The sequence below is a fragment of the Pseudolysinimonas yzui genome, assembly GCF_014653215.1.
GTDB classification, from domain to species: Bacteria; Actinomycetota; Actinomycetes; order Actinomycetales; family Microbacteriaceae; genus Pseudolysinimonas_A; species Pseudolysinimonas_A yzui.
In genome coordinates this window covers 1-26,231 of sequence record NZ_BNAI01000010.1, presented here as the reverse complement: position 1 = coordinate 26,231, position 26,231 = coordinate 1, and the positions used below count along the sequence as shown (strand labels likewise).

The window sequence follows — 26,231 nt, the reverse complement described above, 5'->3', positions numbered from 1 at the left end:
ATACTCGCCGCCATGGACGACATCCGGTCACTCATCCGCGCGGTGAACCTCGAGCTCAGCCCGGTCTTCGAAGAGAAACTGCGACAGCTGCTCGCCGACAAGGATCGCGACTGGCTCGTCGACCAGGTGGTGCGTCTCAGCCTGGATGCCCACGGCCTGCGCGAGATCGACCGGCGCAGTGAGCGGGAGGCGAAGGCCCGGGCCCGCGCCGCGAGACTGGAACGCGTTCGAGCGCTCCGGCTCGACGCGAGCGGGGTCGCCGAGTTCGTCGCCACTCACCGCCCGACCACCCGTGATTCGCTCATCGCATCCGGGCACCTGCTCGCCGACGCGCCGGCCAAGGGAACCGAACTGCTCACCTCGGCCTCCCGTTCTGCAGCGGGCGAGGAGCTGCTCGAGTACGCGAAGGACGTGCTGTTCGCTCTCCTGTTCGGTGACGCGTCGACGCTGACCTCCCTCGATCGCGTCCAGCAGGAGCTGCTCACCTTCGCGCTCCCGGTCGCGAAGGCCGGCGCCCTCGACTTCATGCGGGCCTCGACGGAGATCACCGCGGCCGGCACCTGGCAGGACCCGGAGAGCGTCTCGAACGACGAACGTGCGGCGAACACCCTGCTCGAGGTGCAGTACGGCGACACCGCCGATGAGCTGGTCGGGCACGGCGTGATCGCGGCCCTCGGCCTGATCAACAACCTCGAGGTGAACGAACAGGTGCTCTACGCGCGCATGATCGACGTCGAACAGACGACGCTGATCTCGTGACCCCCGCTGCGGCGCGTGGGACACTGACCGGGATGAACGCAACGTTCGCGGTCGTCGGATCGATCTTCGTACTTCTGGCCGCCCTCATCCACCTCTGGATCTTCGCTCTCGAGAGCGTCCTGTGGAGCCGGCCCTCGACGTGGAAACAGTTCGGCGTGCGCGACGAACGCGATGCCGAAGTGCTGCGGCCGATGGCCTACAACCAGGGCTTCTACAACGTGTTCCTGGCACTCGGCGCCGGGCTCGGGCTCGTCTTGCTCGGCACGGGGTTCTCGCGGGAAGGCGGGATCGCGATCGCGATGTTCGCGCTGGCGAGCATGGTACTCGCGGCCGTCGTGCTCATCACGTCGAACCCGAAGATGCTGCGGGCGGCCGTCATCCAGGGCGCCGCGCCGCTGCTCGGCCTGATTTTCCTGCTGCTGTCGTTGGTCGCCTGAAAGGCGACGGGGCAGGGCTCGGTGCCTGAGGCGTCAGCCGGTGACGTAGTCGACGAGCGCAGCGATGAGCGCGTCGGAGGTGCGTTCCTCGGCGATCGCGTGCACCGGGAGCCCGGCCGCCCGGGTGTCGAAGGCGGTGCGCGGGCCGATGCAGACGAGCACCGTGCCTTCGGGCAGGGGCGTGAGCTGGGCAGCCACCTGGCGTGCGACGCTGCCGGAGGTGATCAGCAGCGCGCCGATCCGGCCGCTCGCCACGTCGGCCGCGACCTCGGGCGAGACCGGAACGCCGACCGTGCGGTAGGCGGTCACGTACTCCGCCGAGAACCCGAGCTTGGTGAGCCCCGCCACGAGGGTCGGCTCGGCGATGTCGGATTGCGGCACGAGCACGCGGCCGCGAATGTCGCTCGCCGGCCACTCCTTGACGAGCCCGCGTGCGGAGTTGTCGGAGGTCGGCACGAAGTCGACCCGGTACCCGGCGAGGCTGAGCGCCGCGGCGGTCGTCTCGCCGACAGCGGCGACGCGGGTCGCGTCGGGGATGCGCGTGCCCTGGCTGACCAGCACGTCGACCGTCGTGGCACTCGTCAGCACGATCCAGTCGAACTGCCCGTCCTGCAGTTCGTGCAGGGCGTTGGCGAGCGCGGCGGGGTCTTCGGCGCTCGCGAAGTTGAGCATCGGCGCCACCACCGGGATGCCGCCGTACTCGCGCACGCGTGCGGCGACGCGATCGCCCCAGCTTCCGCCCCGGGGCACGAGCACGCGCCAGGAGGCGAGCGGGCGGGCGGTGGTCATCCCCCCATTCTCGCCTGTCACGAGGCGGGCGGCTGGGCCGACGTCAGTCGTCGTCGTCGCTGAAGATCGCCCACGCGACGAGGCCGGCCGCGATGACCGCGACGGCCACCCCGCCGATGATCCACGGGATGGGGTTCTTCTCGTAGGCGGCGACCGCTTTCGAGCCGAGTTCGCTGACCCGCTTCGGCACGTTCAGCCGGTCTTCGAGTGCGTCGAGGGTCGCGGCCAGGTCGGCTCGGGCCTTCGCCGCCTGGTTCTTCGCGTCGATGGTGCTCATAATGTTCCTCGCTTTCCGATTCCCTTGATGGCGCGGATGTCGCGCTTGATGCTTTCGATCGACTCGGTCGGCACGGGCGGCACGCCCTTCTTCAGGACGCTGTAGCCGATCAGGCCGAGGATCACGGCGATGATCAGCAGCACTCCCGCGACGATCAGCGCTGCCGCCCAGCCCGGCAACCCGGTGAGGGTCAGCGCGAAGATGACTGCCGTCAGCAGCACGCCGAGCATGGCGAGCAGCACCAGGAGAGCCGCCGCGATGATGCCGGCACCGACACCGAGCGCCTTGAACTTCGCGACGAGTTCGGTCTTGACCAGATCGATCTCGCGCTGCACGAGATCGGTGACGAGCGTCGGGATCTCCCCGATCAGCTCGAAGATCGACTTTCTACGCGGCGCGGAGCCGCCCGGGGCTGCGCTCGACATCACTCAGGATGCGGACGAGGAAGAGCCGGACGACTTCGAGCCGGTTGCGGGGCGTCGGGTCGCGGGCTTCTTCGCGGGCGTCGACTTGCCCGACACCTTGTCGACGATGGTCTTCGCGCCGTCGGAGACGAACTCGGCGACCTCGGGAGCCTTGTCCTTCACGAAGTCCTCGACCGCGTCGACCTGCTTCTGAACGCGCGGGTCGTTCCAGACCTTGAGCGCTGCCGCCTTCAACTCGTCGTACTTCGCACGACCGGCCCGCGTTCCCAGGACGTAGCCCAGGCCCAGCCCCGCCACGAAGAGGATCTTGCCCTTCATCTGCAACTCCATTCTTCGGATCAGTCAGACCATCACCCTAGTCGAGCCGTGTGGCGACGAGGCCGGGGGTTGACAGGGGGAGACCCCGCCGCACAGGACGACGGGGCCTCCCGGCGCGCCGAACCGCGCCGGCCGGGTCCGACGCTACGAGGCACCCGCCTCGAGCCCGCGCCCCGAAGTGCACGAACCCGAGATACCTCACCAGCGTTGGGGGGACAGGACCCGGTTCTCAGGAAGGTGGGGACCCCGACCGCGCGCCGTGCGACGCGTCGGGTTCGCCGGAATCCCCACCTCGGTCTCGTGAGTTATGCCTCCTGACGGTTGCGGTTGATCCGCGCACCCGACCGGACCATCGCCAGACCCAGGAGGCCCAGGAAGGCCGTCAGAGCCAACGCGGGCGTCATGTCCTGGTTGCCCGTGAGCGCGAGCGTGGTCAGATCACATCCGACCGGAGCGGTGAACTGGTAGTCGAAGACGTGCTGGGTGTCCTTGTCGAAGAACCATTCCGGCCCGTTGGCGGTCGCCTCCAGGTGGACGGTGCCCGGGCTGGCCACCGTGTGGGTGCCTTCTGCGATGTCGACGGGAGGATCTCCGATCTGCCACGTCACCGCAGCCGGGTCGTCGCCGGGTGCGGTCTCGTTGTTGCCGATGGTGAACGACCCGGCGGCAGTGCACGTGATCGGCGTCGGCGTGAAGAACGGAACGACGGGGCCGAGGGTGTCGAGATCGCAGTCTTCGGGATCCTGATCACCGACCTCCTCGCTGAAGTTCTTCGGCGTCGTCAGCGTGTAACCCTCATCGACCGTCACCTTGAACATGTAGGTGCCGTCATCGAGCCCGGTTAGCGAGGTCGAGCTGATCGCGCTGAATCCGGGGTCACCTGGGCCCTTCACATCGATTGTGACGTAGTCGCTCGGCAAGCCGACTTCGACCCCGTCGATGATGACCGTCAGCTGGATCGAGCCAGCAATGACCTCGCCTTCCTCCTCGAGCGAGCAGGATTCGTCGGTCGGTTCGCCGTTCACGGTGACGATGATCTCGGGGATCTCGGGGTCATCGCAGCCCTCTTCGAGGATCTCCTCGCCGCTGTTGCCGTTGAAGGGGTAGTCGTCCTTGTACTCGGGAACGTTGTCGCTCGTGTCGCTGTAGTTCTTCCCGCCATAGGAGTCGAACGGCGGCACGATGTCGAAGGCGTGGTCGTCGTTCTCCGACGGGTCGATGTGTCCCGCGCCGGCGAGCGCCGCCGCGCTGATCGTGATCTCATTCCACTTGCCGCTCTGGTCCCAGTGGCAGATCGTGACCTGAGTCGGGGGGCCCGGGTCTTCCGGGGGTCCGGTCGGGTTGTCGATCTGGAAGATCAATGACTGGAGTGGTTCGGTCTCCGTGGTCTCGGTCGTCTCCGTGGTCTCGGTCGTCTCCGTGGTCTCGGTCGTCTCCGTGGTCTCGGTCGTCTCCGTGGTCTCGGTCGTCTCCGTGGTCTCGGTCGTCTCCGTGGTCTCGGTCGTCTCCGTCGTGGTCACGGTTTCGGTCGTTTCGGTCGGATCGACCTCGTCGGCCGTGGCGGTGATGGCAGGAAACGCCACCATCGCGAACGAAAGCGCTACGGCAGAGACCGTAGCGAGCAACTTCTTCATTGAGTCTTCCCTTCGGTGGGATGACCCGGGCCTTGTGCTGCCGCCGCGCGCAGGGGCGCGACGGAGCGGGTATGCACTCAGCCAGATGGCGTGATCATGCGCGCGTCACCTACGTCGGGTCGAGGTAACTCACGAGAGGTGTTTCGTGGGTTTGCTCAGCTTCGTTGTCCTCCCTAAGGGGGACAAGGGGGTATCGGTGAGAATCTCCTCATCGAGCCCCCATCGGGTGGGGCGTGAAACGAAGGGGGCCCCGTCACGCGAACGCGACGGGGCCTTGGCGCGCCGAACCGCGCCATGCCCGGGCGAACCGTCCCGCGATCCCCGCGGTCGGTGCCACTCCCGAAAAGCAGCACCGACCAGATCTACGGGACGGTCGGGGGAATACGCCCGGGGTTCTTCTTACGCCTCCTGACGGATTCGGTTGACCCGAATACCCGAGCGCACCATCGCCAGCCCGAGAAGGCCGAGGAAGGCCGTCAGGGCGAGCGTCGGGGTCGTGTCGGACGATCCGGTCAGGGCGAGGGTGGTGAGGTCGCAGGTCTCATCCGCGGGGAACGTGAAAGTCCACGTCGTCTGGATGCCCTTAGCAATCCCGTACTCCGGACCGTTGGCGGTCGCAACCAGCTCGATCGTTGTCGCACCGTTAACGACATGCTTGCCTTCGGCAATGGGGTCGCCGTTCGCCGTCCAGGTCAAAGCGGCAGGGTCAGACAGGTCGTTGCCGATCGTGAAGAACGACGGCAGCTCGCATCCCGGGTCCTGCGATGCCTCCGGAACGACCAGCCCCAGCGTCTCGCAATCCACCGCCGCACTGAACGGGGTGAACTGTTCCTCGTACGAGGGGTCAGAGAGCTCGTAGCCAGGGTTCGCAGTCGCCGTCACGATGTAGGTCAGACCCGCCGTCAGCGGCCCGGTCTTTCCCGTCGTCCCGTCGAACGGGACAGGGTTACCACCCTGCGTGATCGAGTACGTCACACCGACGACACTCAGGTCGACGGTGATGACACCCGCGGTCAGCACGCTGCTTTCGACGTCGCACGACTCATCGACGAACGTCGCATCCGGCGTCACCTTGATGTCTTCGGTCTCGTCGCAGTCCTCCGAGTCGTCGGTCGGCGTGAACTGCTCCTCGTAAGGAGCCGAGAGCACGTAGCCCGTGTTGGCCGTCGCGGTCACGATGTAAGTCAGACCCGCCGTCAGCGGCCCGGTCTTTCCCGTCGTCCCGTCGAACGGGACAGGGTTACCACCCTGCGTGATCGAGTACGTCACACCGACGACACTCAGGTCGACGGTGATGACACCCGCGGTCAGCACCTGGCTCTCAACGTCGCACGACTCATCGACGAAGAACGCATCCGGCGTCACGCTGATCGGGGTCGGCGGCGTGTAGGTCGCCTTGTAGCCGATGTGCGAGATGTTCTGCTCGATCGCGGGGGTCGACCCTGTGCCGACGAGGCCCAAGAACTCGGTGATCTTGTCGCCGCCACCGGTTTGTGCACCTGACTTGATGCACAAGTCGATGCTCCACCCGGGCTCGAGGTCGTAGGTGACCGATGTGCCCGACCAAGTCAGGTTGCCGATGAGGGTCGCGCCGTCGTAAATGTCGACGTCGCCAGACGAGGCGTCGAGCGCGGCTGGCTTGTTGTAGCCCAGCTTGTCGCAGGTCTCCTGGCCGACCCCATCAGGCGGGGTGGCCGAGGCGGCGATGGAGGGCAGAGCCACCATCGCAAACGAAAGCGCCACAGCGGTCACCGCGGCGAGGATCTTCTTCATGGGGGGTTCTCTTTCGGTGAGGACCCGAGCGTGCCGACGCGCACGACAATGCCGTGGCGGGGACGGGATGCACGTGAAGGCGGGGGACCTTCTCTTCGGGGGTCGATTTCGGGGGTCTCCGCAAAGGCGGTTCGCGGGAGATCCTCAGCTAACCGGTCCACTGAAAGGGGGACAAGAGGGTAGCGGTGAGACTTTTCTCATGTTTGAGAGAGTCTCGCTACTCGCCGAAACCCCTGGTGAGGGTGCGAGAACGGTGCCCCACCCCCGCCCTCACAGGGCGGCGGGTGGGGCCGGGCACCGCGATCTCGGATCACCCCTGCGGGCGGGCCTCCTGGCGGGCGCGCACAACGCGAATCGCGACCAGCACGAGACCGGCCTGCAGCAGCACGATCGCCAGAACGAGCCAACCGAGCGGGGTCTCGCCGGTGAGCGCGAGCGTCGTGAGATCGCCACACAGCGAGCTGGATGCCGCGACGAGAACGATGGTCGGCCAGACGGATTGGGTGACCGTGTCCTTCGGATCGTCGGCCGCCGCGGTGAGCGTGTAGGTGCCGGGCTTGACCGTGACGGTGGTCTGGGTCATCTTGACGCCGTCGAGGAAGTAGCTGACTCCCACGAAGGGCTCGACCGTGATCGTCGGGTCGACAATGCCCGACGTCGTGCAGACCTGCTGCGTCCAGCTCGCGCCCGTGGGGAGCACGGCGAGGTCGGGCAGCTTGCAGATGTTCGTCGGCGCATGCACGGTCAGTGCGAAACTCGTCGGGGTCGTCACGAAGTAGCCCGGGTCGGCGGTCGCCCACACGTGGTAACTGCCTGCCGGATAGGGCAACACGAACGGGCCCGCTCCGCTGGTGTCGATGGCGTGCTTGATGCCGTCGAGATCGTTGCTGATCTGCCAGGTGACGTGCTCAGCCTTGATGATGGTGATGCTGCCATCCTTCTTCTCACCGGTCAGCGAGCCCGCGACGCATTCCTCGGGGTTCGCGTAGGGGTCGAGCGGGATGATGGTGAGTTCGTCGCACCCCTTCGCGGGGTCGACAGTGATCGTGTAACTCTCCGTCGTTCCGCCGCCGGTGATGAAGTAGCCGCTGTCGGCGGTCACGACAAGGGTGTACGTGCCGGCTGGCTTCTCGATCGTGAGGTCGGCCGCGGTGACCGGAGTGCCGTCGAAGACGTAGGACAGGTGCTCCACGAGGGTGAAGGTGACGATGCCGTCCTTCTTGCCGTCCAGATCCGCGGCACACGACTCGTGGGTGACCACGGGTTTCACATACTCGACCGGATCGTCACAGCTCTCCGGAGTATTGACCGTCACCGTCTCGGTGGTCGACGTGAGGAGCGCCGTGCCCTTCAGGTAGTAGCCCGATTCCGACTCGTAGGTCACCGAGTGGTCGCCGGCGCTCACCGGGATGGTCACCGTCGTCTCACCGACCGGGAACACGATCTCTGTGCCGTCGAGGAAGTACGTCACGTGCTCGACGTCCGTGAAGGTCAACTCGGCATCGGACACGATGCCCGTGGTCGCGTCGCAGATCTCGTGCTGCACGGTCGGCGCGACGTACTCCACCGGGTCGTCGCAGTTCGGCACGTTCGCGATGGTGATCAGGAACGAGCTCGCGCCCGTGTTGGTGTAGCCGGGCTGCTCGGTCACGGTCACCGTGTGGTCACCGGCCGCGAGTTCGACCTTCGAACCGGGGGTCAGCAACGTGGTGCCGAGACGGTAGTCGAGGCCGGGCGTGGACGGCACGGTGATGAAACCGCTCGTCACGACGCCGGTGCCGGTGTCGCAGACCGCCTGCGTGATCGCCGGCGTGACCGACTCGGCGCAATCGCTCGGAGTCCCCAGGTCACCCGAGAACGTCACCACCTGCGGCCCGTCGAAGTAGTAGTTCGTCGCCGGAGTCGCGGTGACCTCCCACGCACCCGACATGCCGTTGCCGGTCGTCAGGTTGTAGACGACACCCGTCGTCGGACCATACGTCAGCGACCCGTCGGTGTCGCACGCGGTGATCGGGGTCGCGGTCGGCGCGACCGGGGTCGCCTTGTTGCAGCCCGCGGCATCCTGGGTCCAGGTGGGGTACGGCCCGCTGAAGCCCATCTGGTGCAGGAAGTGCTCGGCGTACGGGTTGCTCGGGCCGAAGAGCTCAAGGGTCGGCACCGGCTGAGCGTCGTAGGAGGCGTAGATGTCGCCCTGGCCGCACTCGACGTCGGCGCCATAGGGGTAGCTACCCGGCTCGTCGACGAAGAACGATCCGCCGTTCTCGGGCATCGGGTTGTTCTGGTGGAGGTTCTGCGGCCAGATGCCGCTGCCGGCGTACTTCCAGCTCACGGCCGTGACCCAGAAGCCGTTGCAGAGCTTGCCGCTCGAGCCGGCCGGATTGGCGACGGTCACGACACCCGAGTTGGTCGCCGGGTCGTAGGTGTAGCTGACGCTGCTGGCGGCGATGCAGGGCGGGGGTCCGCACGACAGGTCGGTGCCCTTCGGCAGCACCTGGATCACCCAGGTGTCCTGGGCGCCGTTCAACGTGTAGCCGCTCGCCGGCGTCGCGACGATCGTGTAGGTTCCCGGCCCGTCGCCGTTGCTGCCGCCGCTCCAGGTGATGTGCGCGGTGTTCGGCAGAACGAGCGAGCCGTCGGCGTCGCAGGTCGGGGCCGTCGCGCTCGGCGCGGTGGCGATCACGACCGGGCTGTCCTTCTGGCAATGCAGGAAGTTCGCGGCGTTGCGGTCCTGGTTGAAGTAGGAGGAGTTGTACTGCACCCACTCGACGGTCCACGAGCCGGTCCAGCCGGAGGAGTACTCGAAGGCGAGGATGCCGGAGTCGACGTTGGCCTGCGGGATCGACACCTTGAACTGCGCGCCCGACTTCGGGGTGATCGTCAGCACGTAGTTGGAGAGCTTCGGGGTCGGGCCGCCGGTCTGCCAGAGGTCGACGTAGGCGTTCACCTGCTGCTTGACGCCGTCGATGACGACATCCATGTTGACGTGGTCGCCGTTGGTGAGGGGCGACGTCTTGTAGAGGGTGGCCGTGTCGCAGGTGAGGCCGTTGGCGTGCGTCGGGTCCTTGTAGCCGATGTGCGAGATCCCCTGCGAGATCGTCAGGGTTCCCGAACCGGTGACGTCCTGATAGGTCGTGGTGCCGGCCTGGGAGCCCGACTTGATGCACAGATCGACCGACCAGCCGTCGCCCAGGCTGTAGTTCAGCGAGGAGCCCGACCAGGTGAGCTGACCCCACACGAGCGTCTGCGAGCCGGACGGCGCATCGAACTTCGTATAGCCGATCGAGTTGCAGGTCTCGCTGTTGGCGGACGCCGGGGCGGTGGCGCCGAGTGAGAGACCGAGCGCCAAAACGGCAGTCGTGAGCACGGCAAGGAAACGCTTGAGCACGGGGGAAGACCTCGGGGGAAGCTCGCCGAGGGCATGCCCTGCCTCGACTCGGGTGACGACGCTCCGGCGGGGGCCCGGACGGGATCGCGTCGTTGGGGGGACTGCGGGTGACGGTCTGGGGGTGGCACGGGGTTCGGGTTCGCGCCGACCGACTTGTTTACATTAGCCGGTCCTCATTTCGGAGGACAAATCCCCGAATGGGGGGCCCTCACGAATGAGGACCCCCCAGGGGTTGGTTACGCGCCCAGTTGGACCTGGTCGCGCTTGCGTGCGGTGAACAGCAGGATGCCGCCGAGCGTCAGGAGGGCGCTGAGACCCAGCCCTCCCGCCGCGATCGACCCACCCGTGAGGGCGAGGGTCGGGAGGCAGTCGTCGGGAAGAGTCGTGAAGTCGTAGCTCCACTCGATCACCCCGTCGTCGTCTCCGGCGAACCCATAGCCCGGGGCGGCGGTCGCGGTGACCGTCACCGTTCCCGGCGTGGTGACGACGTGCGTGCCGACGGTGTTCGGCAGACCGCCGCTCACCGTCCAGATCACACCGGCCGCCTCCTGAGCGGGCTCCACTGCCAGGGTGTACGAGCCCGACGTCGTGCAGGTGGTCTGCGCGAACGTGACGACCGGGTCGACGACCGGCAGGTCGACGAGCTGGCCACACGGCTCATCGGCCTTGACCTCGACCGTCCAGGGGTCGGGCACTCCGGTCAGCTGGTAGCCGGGGTCGGCCACCGCGCTGATCGTGTAGACACCGGGCGCGTAGTCGTGCACACCGGCCGCCGTCACGACGCCATTGACGGAGTACGTCACGTGCGCGGTGTTGGGGATGGTGATGGTGCCCGACTCGTAGTGCGCGGCGCCCGTCTCGGGGTCATCGATCACGCACTCCTGGTCGGATGCCACGACCGGTTCGACCGGGGCGTCCTCGATGCAGTCGCCGGGGTCGGTGAACACGTGGTCCCAGATGTTCGGCACGAGGATCTCGTAGCCCGGCAATGCGAGCGCCTTGATCCAGATGTGCGTTCCCGGGGTCGCGTTGTGAACGCCCACCGACGCTCCGACGGTCGTGTAGTCGACGCCGTTGAAGCTGATCTCGTAGGTGACCCCCGTCGCGGCGACGATCTCGTAGGTCGCCTGGCTGGATTCGCCCGGCTCGGTGCACACCGCGTCGACGAACTTCGGGTCACCGGGAACGGCCTTGTCGAGGCAGTCACCGGGGCTCACGAACTCATGCGACCAGGGGCCGGTGTCACCGCTCAGCTGGTAGCCCGACGCGGGTACGGCCTTGATCCACACCGTCGTTCCGGCGGTGGCGTTGTGCACGCCGCTGCCGATCGGGGCGTAGTCGACGCCGTTCGTGCTCACCTCGTAGCTGACGTTCGCGGTCGCGAAGATCTCATACGTGGCTTGCGTCGATCCGGTGGTGTCCGCCTCGCAGATCGAGTCGGTCCAGTCCGGTTCCACCGGGTACGCGTTCACGAGGCAGTCGCCCGCCGACGTGAAGTTGTACGACCAGTAGGTCGTCGAACCCGGCACGATGATGTGGCCGTCGGCCAGCGCCTGCACCTCGATGAGGCGCGGGAACACCGTCACGTTCACCGTGCCGGCCGAGACGTTCTGCCACGAGCCGCCGTTGATGCGCACCTGGTACGTGATGCCGTCGTCACTCGGGATCGTGTACGACGCGGTGTTGGTGGTTCCGGGGCCGGTGCAGATCTGCGCCGTGAACGTCGGGGCCGCGGGAACGTCGCACTTCGAGGAGATGATGTTCTCGAACTCCAGCTCCCACTTCGAGGTGCCGTCGATCTCGTAGCCGGTAAGGGCCACGGCGCGGATCCAGACCGACGAGCCGTCGTCGGCGTAGTGCACGCCGGCCGCGATGTCGCTCCACGGACCGTTGTGGTTGCCGCTGGAGATCTGGTACTTCACGCCCGTGATCGACGGAATCGTGTACGAGGCCTGTCCGACCTGACCTTCACCGGTGCAGACCGCCTCGACGATCGTCGGCTTGGTCGGCTCGACCTCGACGTCGCAGTCGGGTGCCAAGAAGGTCTTCTCCCACTTCCACTGCGCATCGTTGCCCTGGAGTTCGTATCCGGCGAGCTCCTCGGCGAAGACCTTGACCTTGGTGCCGACGTTCACGAAGTACGTGCCCGCAGCCTTCACCGCGTAGGCGCCGTCGTTGATGCTGACCTTGTACTGCACACCCAGCGTTGAGGGGATCGTGTAGCTGGCCTGCCCGTAGGTGCCCGGGCCCGTGCACTGGGCGTTCGTGAACGTCGGCGCGGTGGGAGTCACCTCGTTCGAGCATCCGTTGTTGTAGAGCCACTGGCCGTAAGTCGTCCAGTTCTGCCCCGGGTACGACCCGTTGACGCCCTGCTTCACGTACGTGAACGGCGGGATGATGTCATCCCCATGAATGCCGTGGCCGTTGGGGTCGAGGGTGATGATCGAGCTGACCGAGACCTCGGGTCGCGTATACGGGTTGCTGTCGCTACCCGTCGCGTGACAGATGTAGATCTTCTTGCTCGTGTCGTCGGGGAGACAGTTGTCGCTGAAGTCGTTCTTGAACAGCGTTCCACTCGACGTGTTGGTGTTGTTGTTGGTCCACTTGGCCGACAGCGTCAGGGTGAAGTTCGACGCCGGCTTGACCGAGAAGTAGCGCACGACGGTAAGAGTCGCGCCACCGTTGATGACCGTGCCGACGGGCACGATGGTGGTGTCGTTCGACGCGGTGATCTCCTCGGCGATGCTCTCGGAGTTCTTCACCGTCCAGGTGACTTTCCAGGTGCCTTCGGTACCGGTGTTACACGACACCACGGCGTTGATGGTGTTGTGGTGGGCGCTGGCCGGTCCGGCCGTGAGCACCACCATGCCGAGTGACAGCGCGATCGCGGTCAGCCCGGCAAGGAATTTCTTAAGCATGGGGGAGTCCTCTGTAAGCAGGGGAATGCATCGGGATGTGGGCGCACGGGTAACGCCGGGACGGCATGAGCCATCGAGAACCGGCACGGGGGACGACCGGTGGGAGGGCGGGGGGACGCACGGAGACGTTCGGGTCTCCGTGCGCCGCTTCGGGGGGGATCAGCGGGTGGGGTGAGTAGCGGGGGTTCTCCTAGCGGATGCGGTCCCCTCGGGGGTGCTCGCCGGTTTCGGGTCGTCGAGCAGGGACCTCTCAGCGACAGACGCTACCGGTCCTCTTTTATGAGGACAAGCTAATTTGGGAAAAATTGCGGGGAATCCTCATCCCCCCTTGAGGGGGCATCGCGGGGTCAGTGCACGTATTCGAGGATGTCCAGGCCGACGACCCGCAGGGCGTCGAGGACGCGCAGCCGCGCCGCGAGTCCGCTGTCGTTGAACTGAACGGATGCCGCGTAGGCGACGGCGGTGCGCGGGCCCCGCAGAACGCCGGCCTCCGACCGCACGCCGGTGTCGGTGCCCGTCTTGTGCACGAGCAGCACGCCGTGGTCGGTGCCGCGATGCGACAGCGGGTCGAGCCCGAACGCGCTCGCCACCATCGACAGGTCGGAGTTGAGCGATAGCCACCCGAGCACCCGGCTCGAGGTGAGCGAGTCGACGATCTCGCCGCGGGCGAGGGCCGCGAACAGCCAGGCGAGCTCGGCGGTCGAGCCGACCGAGAGCTGCGGCGCGTCATCGGGGCCGCGGGAGTCGCGCACCAGATCGAGGAGCGCGGTACGCAGCAGCCCGAGCGATTCGGTGCGGGCGCGCACGGCATCCAGTCCCACCTGGCGCAGCAACACGTTCGTCGCCAGATTGTCGCTCGTCGCGCCCACCAGCGTCGCGAGGTCGGCGACGGGCAGCGACGGCGCCTGCAGGTGCTGCCAGATGCCGCTGTCGCCGACGGCATCCCGGGGGGTCTTGTCGAGGATGCCGTACCCGGTGAAGTCCCGTTCGGTGAGCCGCGCCGAGACCTCGACGAGCAGCAGGATCTTTCCGATGCTCGCCGTCGGCAGCACGATGCGCTCGTCGATCGCGACGAGGGTCTTGCCGGTGTCGAGGTCGGTGACGGATGCCGACACCTGCGCGCCGTCGTAGGCGAGGTCGCCGAGCGCGGTGAACGTCGCCGAGAAGTCCTCGGCAGGCTGGGCCGACCGGTGGCGGGGCACGCGGGCGGAGCGCACGCGTTCGCGGCGCTGGGTGCCGGCCTGCACGTCTACCACGAACTAGCTACCAAATTGTGACTCTGTCTTCCGGGTCGAGCCAGAGAGCATCGCGTTCGGTGACGCCGAACGTCGAGTAGAACACGTCGATGTTACGGACGATCTGGTTGCACCGGAACTCTGCAGGCGAGTGCGGGTCGATCGACAGCAGGCGCAGTGCCTCCTCGTCGCGCAGCTTGGTGCGCCAGGCCTGCGCCCAGCCGAGGAAGAAGCGCTCCGCGGCGGTGTACCCGTCGATCACCGGCGGCTCCGCACCCGCGAGAGAGAGAAGGTACGCCTTCCACGCGATCCCGAGCCCGCCGAGGTCGCCGATGTTCTCGCCGATCGTGAGAGCCCCGTTGACGTGGTGGCCCGGCAGCTGGCGTGGCTCGAGCGCGTCGTACTGGGCGATGAGCGACGAGGTGCGCGCCTGGAAGGCTGCCTTGTCGTCTTCCGTCCACCAGTCGGTGAGTCTGCCGTCGCCGTCGTACTGCGAACCCTGGTCGTCGAAGCCGTGCCCGATCTCATGCCCGATGACCGCGCCGATCGCGCCGTAGTTGGCGGCGGCATCCCGGGTCTCGTCGAAGAACGGAAGCTGCAGGATGGCGGCGGGAAACACGATCTCGTTGAAGCCGGGGTTGTAGTACGCGTTGATCGTCTGCGGCGTCATGAACCATTCGTCGCGGTCGATCGGCTTGCCGATCTTGCCGAGCTCGCGCTGGAAGTCGAACTCGGCGACCGCGCGCACGTTGGCGACGAGATCGTCGGCGTCGATCGCGAGGCTCGAGTAGTCGCGCCACTTCACCGGGTAGCCGATCTTCGGGGTGAACTTGCCGAGCTTGTCGAGGGCGCGCTCGCGGGTGGCGTCGGTCATCCACTCGAGCTGGGCGATGCTCTGCCGGTAGGCCTCGACGAGGTGGGCGACGAGATCATCCATCGCCACCTTCGCCGCCTGCGGGAAGTGCCGGTCGACGTAGACCTTGCCGATCGCCTCCCCCATCGCGCCTTCGACGACCGAGACCCCGCGCTTCCAGCGGGCGCGCAGCTCGGGGGTGCCGGTGAGGGTCTTGCCGTAGAAGTCGAAGTTCGCCGCGACGACCTCCGCGTGCAGGTAGGGCGCCGACGAGCGGATGACCTGCCACTGCAGCCAGCTGCGCCAGGCATCGAGCCGGTCGGCGGTGAGCAGCGGCGCGAGCCCTTCGAGGAAGCTCGGCTGCCGCACGACGACCTCGGCGAAGGATGCCGGGGGCACGTCGAGCGCGTCGAGCCAGGCCCCGAGCAGCTCGGCCTTCTCACCGCCGAGCGCACGAGCGGCATCCCAGGTCATCGGGTTGTAGGTGGCGACCGAGTCGCGGCAGCGCACGTTGTCCCAATGCTTGGCTGCGATGTCGGTCTCGAGGTCGAAGATGCGCTGCGCGGCGGCGGCGGGGTCGGCGATGCCCGCCATGCCGAGCATCCGCTCCAGGTGGGCGCGGTAGGCGTCGCGGATGTCGGCGAACTTCGGCTCGCGGAAGTACGACTCGTCGGGCAGCCCGATGCCGCCCTGTTCGAGGAAGACGAGGTAGCGCTCGGGGTCGCCCGGGTCGTTGTCGACGAACGCCTGCACGAAGCCGCCGACGCCCGCGCGTTCGAGTCGGCCCAGAGCGGTGACGAATGCCGGGATGTCGGTCACCGCCGCGGCCGCGGCGAGGTCGTCGGCGATCGCCGACCAGCCCAGCTCCTCGATGCGCGCCTCGTTCATGAACGACGCGAAGAGGTCGCCGAACTTGCGCTCCTCGGTACCGGCGGGCGCCGTCTGCGCCTCCTCGATGATCGCGTGGACGGCCTTCTCGGCCTCCTCGGCGAGGATGTAGAACGAGCCGTAGCGTGCCTTGTCGCTCGGGATCTCGGTCGTGTCGATCCAGCGGCCGTTCGCGTGACGGAACAGGTCGTCTTGCGGACGCACCTTCGGGTCGAGGTCGGCGGTGTCGATTCCTGAGGAAAGCGCGCTCGTAGTCACGAGTGCCAGCCTAGATTCCCCCGGCCGCGCGTAGGATCGGCGGATGCCACCCCGCTCCACCCAGCTTCGCCGCGCCATGTTCGGCGTCTTCGTGATCTTCGGACTCAACGGCATCGCGGTGGCGACCTGGATCTCGCGGCTCCCGGCGATCCGCGACATCCTCGGCATCAGCGTCGCCGAAGTCGGACTCCTGATCTTCGGACTGTCGGCGGGCGCCGTGTCCGGGCTCCTCGGCGCAGCCGTTGTCGTGCACCGGATCGGCGCCCGACGCGCGATGGTGCTGACCTTCGTCGTCGGCAGCCTCGGGCTCGGATTGCTCGCCCTCTCGGCCTCGCTTCTGGTCTCGTTCCCGCTCGCGATCGCCGCGATGGCGGTCTTCGGTGTCGCCTGGTCGATCTGCGATGTCGCGATGAACGTCGAAGGCACGCAGGTCGAGCGTGAGATGGGGCGCACGCTCATGCCCTGGTATCACGCCTCCTGGAGCCTCGGCACGGTCGCGGGCGCCGGTATCGGTGCCGCCGTGGCGTACGCCGGCATCGGGCCCGCCCCGCACATCGCGGGCGTCGTGGTCGCCGTCCTCGTCACGGCGGCGCTCATCCCGCGGCTGCTTCCCCGGGAGCTCGAAGCCGAACCGGCCGAGGGAGACGAGGGGGCGAAGGGCGGGTTCCGGGCGCAGGTCGCCGCGTGGCGCGAGCCCCGCGTCCTGCTCATCGGGGTGCTGGTTCTGGGCATGGCATTCGCCGAGGGCTCGGCCAACGACTGGCTCGCCCTCGCGATGACCGACGACCGCGGCTTCGACGACGCGCAAGGCGCCCTGGTGTTCGGGGTCTTCGCCGTCGCGATGACGGTCGGTCGCATCGCCGGCGTTCCGCTGCTCGACCGCTTCGGGCGCGTGCCGGTGCTGCGCGTCGCGGTCGCGGCGTCGGCGATCGGGCTCGCCGTCGTCATCCTGGTGCCGTTCACGCCCGTCATGGTCGCGGGCGTCGTGGTGTGGGGGCTCGGCGCCGCGCTCGGCTTCCCCGTCGGGATGTCCGCCGCCGGAGACGACCCGGTGGGCGCCGCGGCACGAGTGAGCGCGGTCGCGACGATCGCCTACTGCGCGTTCCTGGTCGGCCCGCCCGTCCTCGGGCTCGTCGGCGAGCAGATCGGCATCCTCAACTCGCTGTGGATCGTGTTCGCGCTCATCGTCATCGCCGGGTTCGCGGTGCCCGCCGCGAGGAAGCCCACGCCCGTGCCCGCACACGAGCCCGCCCCGTAGTCTGATCGGGTGCGTCTCGTCGTTGCCCGCTGCTCGGTCGACTACGCCGGGCGGCTCTCGGCGCACCTCCCGCCCGCGACGCGGCTGCTCGTACTCAAGGGCGACGGCAGCGTGCTGGTGCACTCCGACTCGCTGTCGTACAAGCCGCTCAACTGGATGAGCCCGCCCTGCACCTTCGTCGTCGAAGAGGTCGACGACGAGCGCGCCTCCGCGGGGGTGGTGGAACTCTGGCGGGTCACTCAAGCGAAGACCGCCGACCTGCTCGTGATCTCGATCTACGAGATCCTGCACGACTCGACGCACGACCTCGGCGTCGATCCCGGGCTGCAGAAGGACGGCGTCGAGGCCGACCTGCAACGGCTGCTCGCTGAGCAGATCGACCTGCTCGGCGACGGCTACCAGCTGGTGCGACGGGAGTACATGACGGCGATCGGGCCGGTCGACATCCTCGCCCGGGATGCCGCCGGCGCCCACGTCGCGGTCGAGATCAAGCGGCGCGGCGGCATCGACGGGGTCGAACAGCTCACCCGGTATCTCGAGCTGATGAACCGGGATCCGCTGCTCGCGCCGGTGGCCGGAGTGTTCGCGGCCCAGTCGATCGCCCCCCAGGCGCTCACGCTGGCGGCCGACCGCGGCATCCGCACCCTGCTGCTCGACTACGACGCGATGCGCGGACTCGACTTCGGGCACGCCAAGCTGTTCTAGTGAGCGAACTCCCTTACTCGGCGGTGCTGTTCGACCTCGACGGCACGATCGTCGACTCGGCGCCCGGCATCACCTCGTCGCTCGCGTACACCTTCGACGCGATGGGGCTGCCCATCCCGTCGCCCGCGAAACTGCTCGAATGGATCGGGCCGCCGATCATGGACTCGTTCCGCGACCTCGCCGGGTTCGATCCGCTGACCTCGGCGCGGGCGCTCGCGATCTACCGCGAGCACTACGTCATGACCGGGGTGTTCGACGCCGAGCTCTACCCGGGCGTTCCCGACGTGCTGCGCGCGATCGCGGCATCGGACGTGCCCCTGTCGCTGGCCACGTCGAAGCCCGAGTCGACGGCGCGACTCATCCTCGAGCACTACGACCTCGCCCGGTACTTCGACGAGCTCACCGGCGCGAGCGAAGACGAGGTGCGCAGCGCGAAAGCGGATGTCGTCGAGGAGGCCCTGCGCCGGTTGAGCCGCGGCGGCGCCGATCTCTCCCGACCCGTCATGGTCGGCGATCGGCACCACGACGTGATCGGCGCTGCCGCGCACGACGTGCCGACGATCTTCGTCACCTGGGGCTACGGCGCTCCGGAGGAGACCGCCGGCACCGTCGCCGCAGTCGACACCGCGCACGAGTTGCGCGTCGCCCTCGGTCTCGACTGAAGGTGCGGTCGGTCGGCGTGTCGGTCGGCGTGTCGACTAATCCGTCACAATTGTGGCGGATTGCGCGGTCGACCGGCTCGAGATTGGCGGATTAGTCGATCCGGCACCGAGTCGGGCGGGGCTCAGCGGGCGAGACGCTCGACGGCGCCGGCGAAGACGCCCGGCAGACGCGACGCGGCGGGGACGACGGCACCGCGCAGTGGCGACGAGGCGAGGCGCACGAGGGCGCCGGTGAGTCGCCGGAAGTCGCGGGTCTCGCGTTCCCACGCCGCCTCGTAGTCCTTCGGCCGGTCGGCGTCGATCGCGGCGACCGCGGCGCGGGCCTGCGCGAACCCGATCCGCAGCCCCTCGCCGGTGAGCGCGTCGACGTAGCCGGAGGCGTCGCCGACGAGCAGCACCCGACCGGCGACCCGGGCCAGGGTGCGCTGCCGCAGTGGGCCGGCGCCGCGCAGCTCGCTCGCCGCCTCGACGCCGCGCAGCCGTTCGGCGAGACCGGGTGCAACCCCGAGCGCCTCGTCGAAATGCTCCCCCCGTCGTGCGAGCAGCGCGACCCCGACGACGCGGTCGGCGACCGGGGTCACGTAGAACTCCCCCGCGGGCGTCCACAGCACCTCGACGAACTCCGACCACGGCGGAAGCGCGTAGTGCCGGCGTTGCCCGAAGCGACGCCGACCCCGGGGCGGCGGCAGGGCGAGCCCCACCTCCCGAGCGACCGCGGAGTGCAGGCCGTCGGCCCCGAGCAACCACGCCGCGCGTAACCCGACGGCCTCCACGAAGCCCGCGCGCTGATGCACCGCGTCGACCCGGCCCTCGTGGAACCGCACCCCCGCGGCGACAGCCCGGTCGCGCAGTGCGGCATGCAGCACCGTGCGGCGCACCCCGCGACCCGGTCCGCCGTCGAACCGGTGCTCGATGCGACGCGTTCCGTCGGTGTACGCGATCCCGTGGAACGGCATCCCGTCGGGGTCGATCCCGAGGCGGGCGAGCTCCGGGAGCGCGCCGGGCATGAGTCCCTCGCCGCAGGCCTTGTCGATCGGCCCGTCGCGCGGTTCCACGACGGTGACGTCGAGTCCGGCCATCCGGGCTTCGATCCCCGCCGCGAGACCGACCGGGCCGCCGCCGGCGATGAGTACCTCGGTGTCGAGCGACATCAGGATGCCGCGGCTCGCAGGGCGCGCTCCTCGGCCGGGATGCGGAAGCGCAGCAACAGGATGGCGTTGAGCACCGTGAACGCGAGCGCCGTGATCCACGCGGAGTGCACGAGTGGGAGGGCGATGCCTTCGACGGCGACGATCACGTAGTTCGGATGCCGCAGCCACTCCCAGCGGTACGGTCCGCGGCGCTGCAACGGCATCCCGGGCACGACGATGACGCGGGTGTTCCACTGCCGGCCGAGCGCCCAGATCACCCAGTACCGCCCGGCCTGGCACAGCAGCGCGATCGCGAGCATCGGCCAGCCGAGACCCGGGATGAACGGGCGGTCGAGCAGCCACACCTCGGCGAGCGCCCCGACGAGCAGCCCGGTGTGCAGGGCGACCATCGCGGGGAAGTGACCCCGGCCCGACTCGACCCCGCCGCGCGCGAACGCCCACGCCGCGTTGCGCTTCGAGATGACGAGTTCGACGAGCCGCTCCACCCCGGTGAGCAGCACGAACGCCGTGAAGAGGATCATCAGGCCGCCCACCTCAGCAGCACGTACTCACTCGTGACGCCCGGCCCGAGCGCGAACAGCACGCCGTGAGTACCGGCCGGTTGCACGAGCATGTCGGCGAGCACGTGCAGCACCGACGACGACGAGAGGTTGCCGACGGCGTCCAGGGATCGCCAGGATGCCGAGAGGTCGTCGCGCGAAAGCGCGAGCCCCCGCTCGAACGCCTCGAGCACCCGCGGCCCACCGGGATGCGCCACCCACGCCGACACGTCGCTGCGCCCGACGGCGTGGTCGGCGAGCAGGCCGTCGACATCCGCCGCGATGTTCGCGTCGATCGTGTCGGAGACCGCGGCGGTGAGCACGATGCGGAAGCCGGTGCCGCCGATGTCCCAGCCGATCACCGACGCGCTGTCGGGGTAGAGCGCCGCACGGGTGCCCAGGATGTCGGGGCCGGGCAGGCCGAGCTCGGCGGCTCGGGTCGCGCCCGCGACGACGACCGCTGCGGCCCCGTCGCCGAACAGCCCGCTCGCGACGAAGTTGGCGACCGAGTCGTCGTCGCGCTGCAGGGTGAGGGAGCACAGTTCGACCGAGACGAGCACCGCGATCTCGTCGGGATGCCCGAGCAGGTAGTCGTGCACGCGCGCCAGCCCGGCGGCGCCGGCGACGCAGCCGAGGCCGAACGACGGCACGCGCTTGACGTTGCTGCGCAACCCGAGCGAGGGCACGAGCCGCGCGTCGATCGACGGTGCCGCGATGCCCGTCACCGACGTGAAGAAGAGGTAGTCGACATCCTCGGGCTCGAGCCCCGCCGTCGTCAGCGCCGCCGCGACCGCGCGGGCCGCGAGTGCGGTGCCCTCCCGGATCCAGATGTCGTTGGCGTCGCCGAATGACCGCAGGCCGCGGTACTGCTCGAGCGGCAGCACGGTGTGCCGGGTGCCGATCCCGCTCGCCGCGTGAAAGCGCTCGAGCACGGCTCGCTTCGTCGCGTCATGGGTGATGAGTTCCGAAAGCTCGGCCGTGATGTCGCTCTGCGCGTAGCTGTGCTCCGGAAGCGCCGGTGCCACCGCCACGATTCGCGACATGTCCGGACGGTACCACCGGCAGGCTCAACCGCGTTCAGGCACCTCGCGCTGTTCGGGTCCGACGTACTGCGACAACGGGCGGATGAGAGCGTTGGATTCGAGCTGCTCGCGGATGTGCGCCGTCCAGCCGGTCACCCGCGAGGCTACGAAGAGGGGCGTGAACAGCTCCGTCTCGAAGCCGATGAGGTGGTACGCCGGGCCCGACGGGTAGTCGAGGTTCGGCTTGATGCCCTTGCGGTCATCCATCGCCTTCTCGAGGGTCTCGTACAGGGCGAGCAAGTCGGGGCGGTCGTACTCGGCGATGAGGGTGTCGAGGGATGCCTTCATCGTCGGCACCCGGGAGTCGCCGTTCTTGTAGACGCGGTGTCCGAAGCCCATGATCTTGCGCTTCGCGGCGAGCGCCGCATCCAGCCACCCTTCGGCCGCCTCGGCGGTGCCGATCTCGTCGAAGATGTGCATGACGGCCTCGTTGGCCCCGCCGTGCAGCGGACCCTTGAGCGCGCCGATCGCCGCGACGACGGCGGAGTAGAGGTCGGACAGCGTCGAGGTCACGACCCGGGCGGTGAACGTCGACGCGTTGAACGAGTGCTCGGCGTACAGGATCATCGAGACGTCGAACGCGGTCACCACGACCAGGTCGGGCACCTCGCCGAAGGTCATGTGCAGGAAGTTCGCCGAGTAGCCGAGGTCGTCGCGCGGCTCCACCAGGTCGAGTCCGCGACGACGACGCTGGATGTAGGCGACGATCGCCGGCAGCTGCGCGAACAGCGTGATCGCCTTGTCGAGGTTCGCCTCGGGGTCGGCGTCGGCGGCGTTCGGGTCGGCGGCGCCGAGCGCGCTCACGGCGGTGCGCACGACATCCATCGGATGCGCGTCGACGGGAAGCAGGTCGATCGCCTCCTTCGCCATGTGGGGCAGGTGCCGACGCGAGCGCTCGAGCCGCTCGAACCCTTCGAGCTGGTCGGCGTCGGGCAGCTCGCCCTTCCACAGCAGGTAGGCGACCTCCTCGAAGGTGCACGTCGCGGCGAGGTCTTGCACCGGGTACCCCCGGTAGAGCAGCGAGTTGGTGTCGGGGTTGACCTTCGAGACCGCCGTGGTGTCGACGACGACGCCCGCGAGGCCCTTCTTGATCTCTGTCTCAGCCATGTCAGCTCCTGTTGTTTCTCAGGTCGAAGGTGAAAACGTCCGCGTCGAACTCACCGTAGGCGGCGTAGTCGACCAGCTCATAGAGGCGAGCGCGGGTCTGCATGCTCGGCACCTCGGAGACGAGCGTCCCGGTCGCGGCGAGGACGTCGAGCCCGCGCTCGATCGCGCCCATCGCGATGCGCTGCAGCGACACCGGGAAGATCACCATGTTCACGCCGACATCCTGCAACTGCTGCACCGTGAACAGGTCGCTCTTTCCGAACTCCGTCATGTTCGCCAGGATCGGCACCTGCACCGCGGCGCGCATCGCCTCGAACTCGCCGAGGTCGGCCATCGCCTCGGCGAAGATCGCGTCGGCCCCGGCATCCTGCAGCGCCTTCGCGCGGTCGAGGGACGCCTGCAGCCCCTCCACCCCGCGGATGTCGGTTCGCGCCATGATGACGAAGTCGGGGTCGCGGCGCGCCTGCACGGCGGCCCGGATGCGGTTGACCGCAGTCTTGGTGTCGACCACGTCTTTGCCGTCGAGGTGCCCGCAGCGTTTCGGGTTCACCTGGTCTTCGAGATGCACGCCCGAGACGCCGGCGTCCTCGAGCACCTGGATCGTGCGCGCGACGTTCATCGGCTCGCCGAATCCGGTGTCGCCGTCGATGAGCGTCGGCAGGTCGGTCATGCGGGAGATCTGCCCGCCGCGCTGCGCGACCTCGGTGAGGGTCGTCAACCCGATGTCGGGCAGCCCCAGCTCGTTCGCCATGACGGCCCCCGAGATGTACACCCCCTCGAACCCCTTGTCGTCGATGAGGCGGGCGGAGAGCGGGGTGAACGCCCCGGGGAACCGCTGGATGCGGCCGGAGGCGAGTCCGGCGCGGAACGCCCGGCGCTTCTCGGTGGGGGTGACGTGGGTGTGCAGCATCAGAACAGCCCCTTCGGCGGGGTGGGGAGCCCGGCGGCGACGACGTTGAGTCCGGCGAGTTCGTCGGGCGCCAGCTCCGGCAGCCGCTGGGCGATGTCGAGGAAGCGCTCGATCTCGGGGTCGGAGAGAACTCCGGATGCCAGGGTGCGGAACTTCTGGACGTACTGCGGGCGGGCGAACGGCCGGGCCCCGAGCGGATGCGCGTCGGCGACGGCGATCTCGTCGACGATGCGGGTGCCGTCGGCGAGGTCGATCTCGACGCGACCGCCGAACGCCTTCAGGCGCAAGTCGTTCGAGTGGTACCGGCGCGTCCACTCGGGGTCTTCGACGGTCGACACCTTGTGCCACAGCTCGACCGTGTCGGGGCGCCCGGCCCGGGACGGCAGGTAGGAGTCGACGTGGTGCCAGGTGCCGTCCTGGAGGGCGACGGCGAAGATGTATGGGATCGAGTGATCGAGGGTCTCGCGGCTCGCGGTGGGGTCGAACTTCTGCGGGTCGTTTGCGCCCGACCCGATCACGTAGTGGGTGTGGTGGCTGGTGTGCAGCACGATGCGCGTCACGTTGGCCGGGTCACGCAGCTCGGGATGCCGGGCGCCCAGGTCACGCGCGAGGTCGATCCAGGCCTGTGCCTGGTACTCGGCGGAGTGCTCCTTCGTGTAGGTGTCGAGGATCGCGCGCTTGGGTTCCCCGGTCTCGGGCAACGGCACCTCGTACCGGCCTTCGGGTCCGTCGAGCAGCCAGGCGATGACGCCGTCCTCGCCCTCCCAGATCGGCGACGGCGAGGTCTGACCGCGCATCGCCCGGTCGATCGCTTCGATCGCCATCTTGCCGGCGAACGCCGGGGCGTACGCCTTCCAGGTGGAGATCTCGCCCTTGCGCGACTGCCGGGTGGCGGTCGTCGTGTGCAGCGCCTGGCCGACCGCCTGGAAGATCACCTCGGGGTCGAGGCCGAGCAGGGTGCCGATGCCGGCGGCGGCGGACGGGCCGAGGTGGGCGACGTGGTCGATCTTGTGCCGGTGCAGCGAGATCGCCTTCACCAGGTCGACCTGGATCTCGTAGCCCGTCGCGATGCCGCGCACGAGGGCCGCACCATCCATTCCGGCGTGCTGCGCGACCGCGAGGATCGGCGGGATGTTGTCGCCCGGGTGCGAGTAGTCGGCCGCGAGGAAGGTGTCGTGGTAGTCGAGTTCGCGCACGGCGACCCCGTTGGCGAACGCCGCCCACTCCGGACTGAACCGCCCGCCCACCCCAAAAACGGTGCCGCCGAACACCGTCGACCCGGCACCCCCGGCCGCAACCGGGTGGGCCTCCGCCTGCCCGCGCGCGGCGACCGCGGGCGCCCGGCCGATCGACGCGACCGCGACGGCGGCGTTGTCGATGACGCGGTTGACGATCATCTCGACGACGTCGGGCTCGACGGCGACCGGGTCGATCGCGACCTGCGCCACCTTCCAGGCGAGCTGATCCTCTTTCGCGAGCTGCTCGTCGGAACGGTAGGTGCGAACGGGGTGGAGCTTCATGCGGTGCCTTTCTGGCTGCCCGGCGCGGGGTCGCGGGCGGCGAGCGTGTCGATGATGGTGGTGAGGGATGCCTTGAGGTGCACGGTCGTCGCGGAGGCAGCGAGCGCGGCATCCCCGTCGCGGATGGCGGTGCAGATCAGCCGGTGCTCCTCGGCGGAACGCACCAGCCGCTCGGGGTTGGCGGTGGCGATGCGGCGCGCGCGGGCGAGATGCAGCCGCACCCCGTCGAGGGCGCCGCGGTAGACCGGATTGCCGAGGGCGTCGTCGAGTGCCGCGTCGAATTCGCCGACGAGCGAGTAGTAGGCGTCGCTGCCGCCGGTGCGCAACAGGTCGGGGGCGGCGGCGAAGCGAGTCGCGAGCTCGTCGAACACGCGAGGGTCGCACCGTCGCGCGGCGAGCCGGGCGGCCTGGGTCTCGAGGGCCTCGCGCAGCTCGAACAGGTCGGTGATGCTCGAGGCCGAGACGTCGGAGACCACGCCGGTGCGCCCGCGCGAGGTGTCGACGAGCCCTTCGAGGGCGAGGCGGGCGAGGGCGGCGCGCAGCGGGGTGCGCGAGACGCCGAGCCGCTCGGCGAGTTCGATCTCAGAGAGCGGGGTGCCCGGCAGCAGCCGCCACTGCAGGATCTCCTCCCGCAGCCGGGAGTAGGCCTGGTCGCTCGCCCTCACGTCGAGCTACGTTACGCCGATTCCCGCCTTCTGTATACAAAAGAGGCGAATCGGATGCCGAAGCGCCTCTCAGAGGCACGCTCGGTATCCAGAAAACGCGGTCAGCACTCGCAGCTGATCGCCCCGCTGCTCGAGCGCGCCGCGGTGAGGATGTCGACGGCCCGCGTGATCGGGCCCGAATCGTCGACGATCTCGAGCCCCTCGCGCGCCCAGTACTCGAAACCGCCGATCATCTCCTTCACGACGTACCCGAGCTTGCTGAACTGCAGCGCCGCCCGGGTGGAGCCGTTGCATCCGGGGCCCCAGCAGTAGACGACCACGGGCGTCGTGATCGGGATGAGGTCGGCCGCCCGCTCGGGGATCTCGGCATGGGGCAGATGGATCGCTCCCGCGATGCGGCCCTGGTGCCACGGCGCATGCCCCCGGGAGTCGACGAGCACGAAGTCGTCGCCGGCGGCGAACGCGGCGGCCACATCCGAGGGGTCGGTCTCGAAGCGCAGCTTCGCGGCGAAGTGCTCGACGGCTTCGGTCTGCAGGGCGGCGGTGAGGGTCATGAGTTTCTCCTATGTCAAGCTGCGGCCGCGAGGGGGGCGGTCGCGGAGGCTTGGTCGGTGGTCAGGTGGTTGTAGACGATGCGGGCGAGGCGTCGTTTGAGGCAGCGCAATGCTTCGGCTGTGGACATG

At 68.6% G+C, this 26,231-nt stretch carries 23 protein-coding genes; 5 read left to right on the top strand and 18 right to left on the bottom strand.

Going from position 1 to position 26,231, the window contains the following annotated elements:
* Nucleotides 1-12 precede the first annotated feature (12 nt).
* Entirely contained in the window at nt 13-759 is a 747-nt protein-coding gene (locus IE173_RS14240; RefSeq protein WP_191284191.1) for a hypothetical protein, read from the top strand.
* Between the two features lie 32 nt (nt 760-791).
* Nucleotides 792-1,196, top strand: coding sequence for a DUF1304 domain-containing protein (locus IE173_RS14235; RefSeq protein WP_191284190.1), 405 nt, complete (start codon nt 792-794; stop codon nt 1,194-1,196).
* A 33-nt stretch (nt 1,197-1,229) separates the two neighbouring features.
* On the opposite strand, the gene IE173_RS14230 is transcribed toward IE173_RS14235, so the two are convergent.
* The 10 genes from IE173_RS14230 to IE173_RS14185 form a co-directional block, all read right to left on the bottom strand.
* A complete protein-coding gene (locus tag IE173_RS14230; protein WP_191284189.1) occupies nt 1,230-1,985 on the bottom strand; it encodes a uroporphyrinogen-III synthase in 756 nt (251 codons plus the stop codon).
* A 43-nt stretch (nt 1,986-2,028) separates the two neighbouring features.
* Nucleotides 2,029-2,262: a DUF3618 domain-containing protein gene (locus tag IE173_RS14225; RefSeq protein WP_191284188.1), complete on the bottom strand. Its 234-nt coding sequence runs from the start codon at nt 2,260-2,262 to the stop codon at nt 2,029-2,031.
* Complete coding sequence (locus tag IE173_RS14220; protein WP_191284187.1) at nt 2,259-2,687, bottom strand: phage holin family protein; 429 nt, start codon at nt 2,685-2,687, stop codon at nt 2,259-2,261. The genes IE173_RS14225 and IE173_RS14220 overlap by 4 nt, the downstream gene beginning before the upstream one ends.
* Before the next feature lie 3 nt (nt 2,688-2,690).
* Nucleotides 2,691-3,005: a YtxH domain-containing protein gene (locus IE173_RS14215; protein ID WP_191284186.1), complete on the bottom strand. Its 315-nt coding sequence runs from the start codon at nt 3,003-3,005 to the stop codon at nt 2,691-2,693.
* Nucleotides 3,006-3,310: 305 nt separating this feature from the next.
* A complete protein-coding gene (locus IE173_RS14210; RefSeq protein ID WP_191284185.1) occupies nt 3,311-4,639 on the bottom strand; it encodes a hypothetical protein in 1,329 nt (442 codons plus the stop codon).
* Between the two features lie 399 nt (nt 4,640-5,038).
* On the bottom strand, nt 5,039-6,412 hold the full coding sequence (locus IE173_RS14205) for a hypothetical protein (RefSeq protein WP_191284184.1): 1,374 nt from the start codon (nt 6,410-6,412) through the stop codon (nt 5,039-5,041).
* Between the two features lie 310 nt (nt 6,413-6,722).
* Nucleotides 6,723-9,797, bottom strand: coding sequence for a hypothetical protein (locus IE173_RS14200; protein ID WP_191284183.1), 3,075 nt, complete (start codon nt 9,795-9,797; stop codon nt 6,723-6,725).
* Nucleotides 9,798-10,033: 236 nt separating this feature from the next.
* Nucleotides 10,034-12,715 (bottom strand): InlB B-repeat-containing protein, encoded by a 2,682-nt coding sequence (locus tag IE173_RS14195; protein WP_191284182.1) that lies wholly within the window; start codon nt 12,713-12,715, stop codon nt 10,034-10,036.
* 347 nt (nt 12,716-13,062) lie between these two features.
* Nucleotides 13,063-13,971, bottom strand: a complete 909-nt coding sequence (locus IE173_RS14190; protein WP_191284181.1) for a serine hydrolase — start codon at nt 13,969-13,971, stop codon at nt 13,063-13,065.
* A 7-nt stretch (nt 13,972-13,978) separates the two neighbouring features.
* Complete coding sequence (locus IE173_RS14185) at nt 13,979-15,949, bottom strand: M13 family metallopeptidase (RefSeq protein ID WP_229842124.1); 1,971 nt, start codon at nt 15,947-15,949, stop codon at nt 13,979-13,981.
* Between the two features lie 43 nt (nt 15,950-15,992).
* Here IE173_RS14185 and IE173_RS14180 point away from each other — a divergent pair, with 43 nt between their 5' ends.
* From IE173_RS14180 to IE173_RS14170, 3 genes are read left to right on the top strand one after another with little or no spacing between them, the layout of a single operon-like run.
* The gene (locus IE173_RS14180; RefSeq protein WP_191284179.1) at nt 15,993-17,207 is read left to right on the top strand and encodes an MFS transporter; all 1,215 of its coding nucleotides are present in this window, start codon (nt 15,993-15,995) and stop codon (nt 17,205-17,207) included.
* Between the two features lie 9 nt (nt 17,208-17,216).
* The gene (gene nucS / locus IE173_RS14175) at nt 17,217-17,912 is read left to right on the top strand and encodes an endonuclease NucS (RefSeq protein ID WP_191284178.1); all 696 of its coding nucleotides are present in this window, start codon (nt 17,217-17,219) and stop codon (nt 17,910-17,912) included.
* A complete protein-coding gene (locus IE173_RS14170) occupies nt 17,912-18,574 on the top strand; it encodes an HAD hydrolase-like protein (protein WP_191284177.1) in 663 nt (220 codons plus the stop codon). The genes nucS and IE173_RS14170 overlap by 1 nt, the downstream gene beginning before the upstream one ends.
* Before the next feature lie 122 nt (nt 18,575-18,696).
* On the opposite strand, the gene IE173_RS14165 is transcribed toward IE173_RS14170, so the two are convergent.
* The 8 genes from IE173_RS14165 to IE173_RS14130 all read right to left on the bottom strand — a co-directional run bounded on the left by IE173_RS14165 (nt 18,697) and on the right by IE173_RS14130 (nt 26,102).
* Nucleotides 18,697-19,725 (bottom strand): NAD(P)/FAD-dependent oxidoreductase, encoded by a 1,029-nt coding sequence (locus IE173_RS14165; protein ID WP_191284176.1) that lies wholly within the window; start codon nt 19,723-19,725, stop codon nt 18,697-18,699.
* Entirely contained in the window at nt 19,725-20,246 is a 522-nt protein-coding gene (locus IE173_RS14160; RefSeq protein ID WP_191284175.1) for an isoprenylcysteine carboxyl methyltransferase family protein, read from the bottom strand. The genes IE173_RS14165 and IE173_RS14160 overlap by 1 nt, the downstream gene beginning before the upstream one ends.
* Entirely contained in the window at nt 20,246-21,307 is a 1,062-nt protein-coding gene (locus IE173_RS14155) for a type III polyketide synthase (protein WP_191284174.1), read from the bottom strand. The genes IE173_RS14160 and IE173_RS14155 overlap by 1 nt, the downstream gene beginning before the upstream one ends.
* Before the next feature lie 24 nt (nt 21,308-21,331).
* Nucleotides 21,332-22,453, bottom strand: coding sequence for a bifunctional 2-methylcitrate synthase/citrate synthase (locus IE173_RS14150; protein WP_191284173.1), 1,122 nt, complete (start codon nt 22,451-22,453; stop codon nt 21,332-21,334).
* Between the two features lies 1 nt (nt 22,454).
* A complete protein-coding gene (gene prpB / locus IE173_RS14145; RefSeq protein ID WP_191284172.1) occupies nt 22,455-23,363 on the bottom strand; it encodes a methylisocitrate lyase in 909 nt (302 codons plus the stop codon).
* On the bottom strand, nt 23,363-24,883 hold the full coding sequence (locus tag IE173_RS14140) for an MmgE/PrpD family protein (RefSeq protein WP_191284171.1): 1,521 nt from the start codon (nt 24,881-24,883) through the stop codon (nt 23,363-23,365). The genes prpB and IE173_RS14140 overlap by 1 nt, the downstream gene beginning before the upstream one ends.
* Complete coding sequence (locus IE173_RS14135; RefSeq protein ID WP_191284170.1) at nt 24,880-25,548, bottom strand: GntR family transcriptional regulator; 669 nt, start codon at nt 25,546-25,548, stop codon at nt 24,880-24,882. The genes IE173_RS14140 and IE173_RS14135 overlap by 4 nt, the downstream gene beginning before the upstream one ends.
* Before the next feature lie 101 nt (nt 25,549-25,649).
* Nucleotides 25,650-26,102 (bottom strand): rhodanese-like domain-containing protein, encoded by a 453-nt coding sequence (locus tag IE173_RS14130; protein ID WP_191284169.1) that lies wholly within the window; start codon nt 26,100-26,102, stop codon nt 25,650-25,652.
* Nucleotides 26,103-26,231 lie beyond the last annotated feature (129 nt).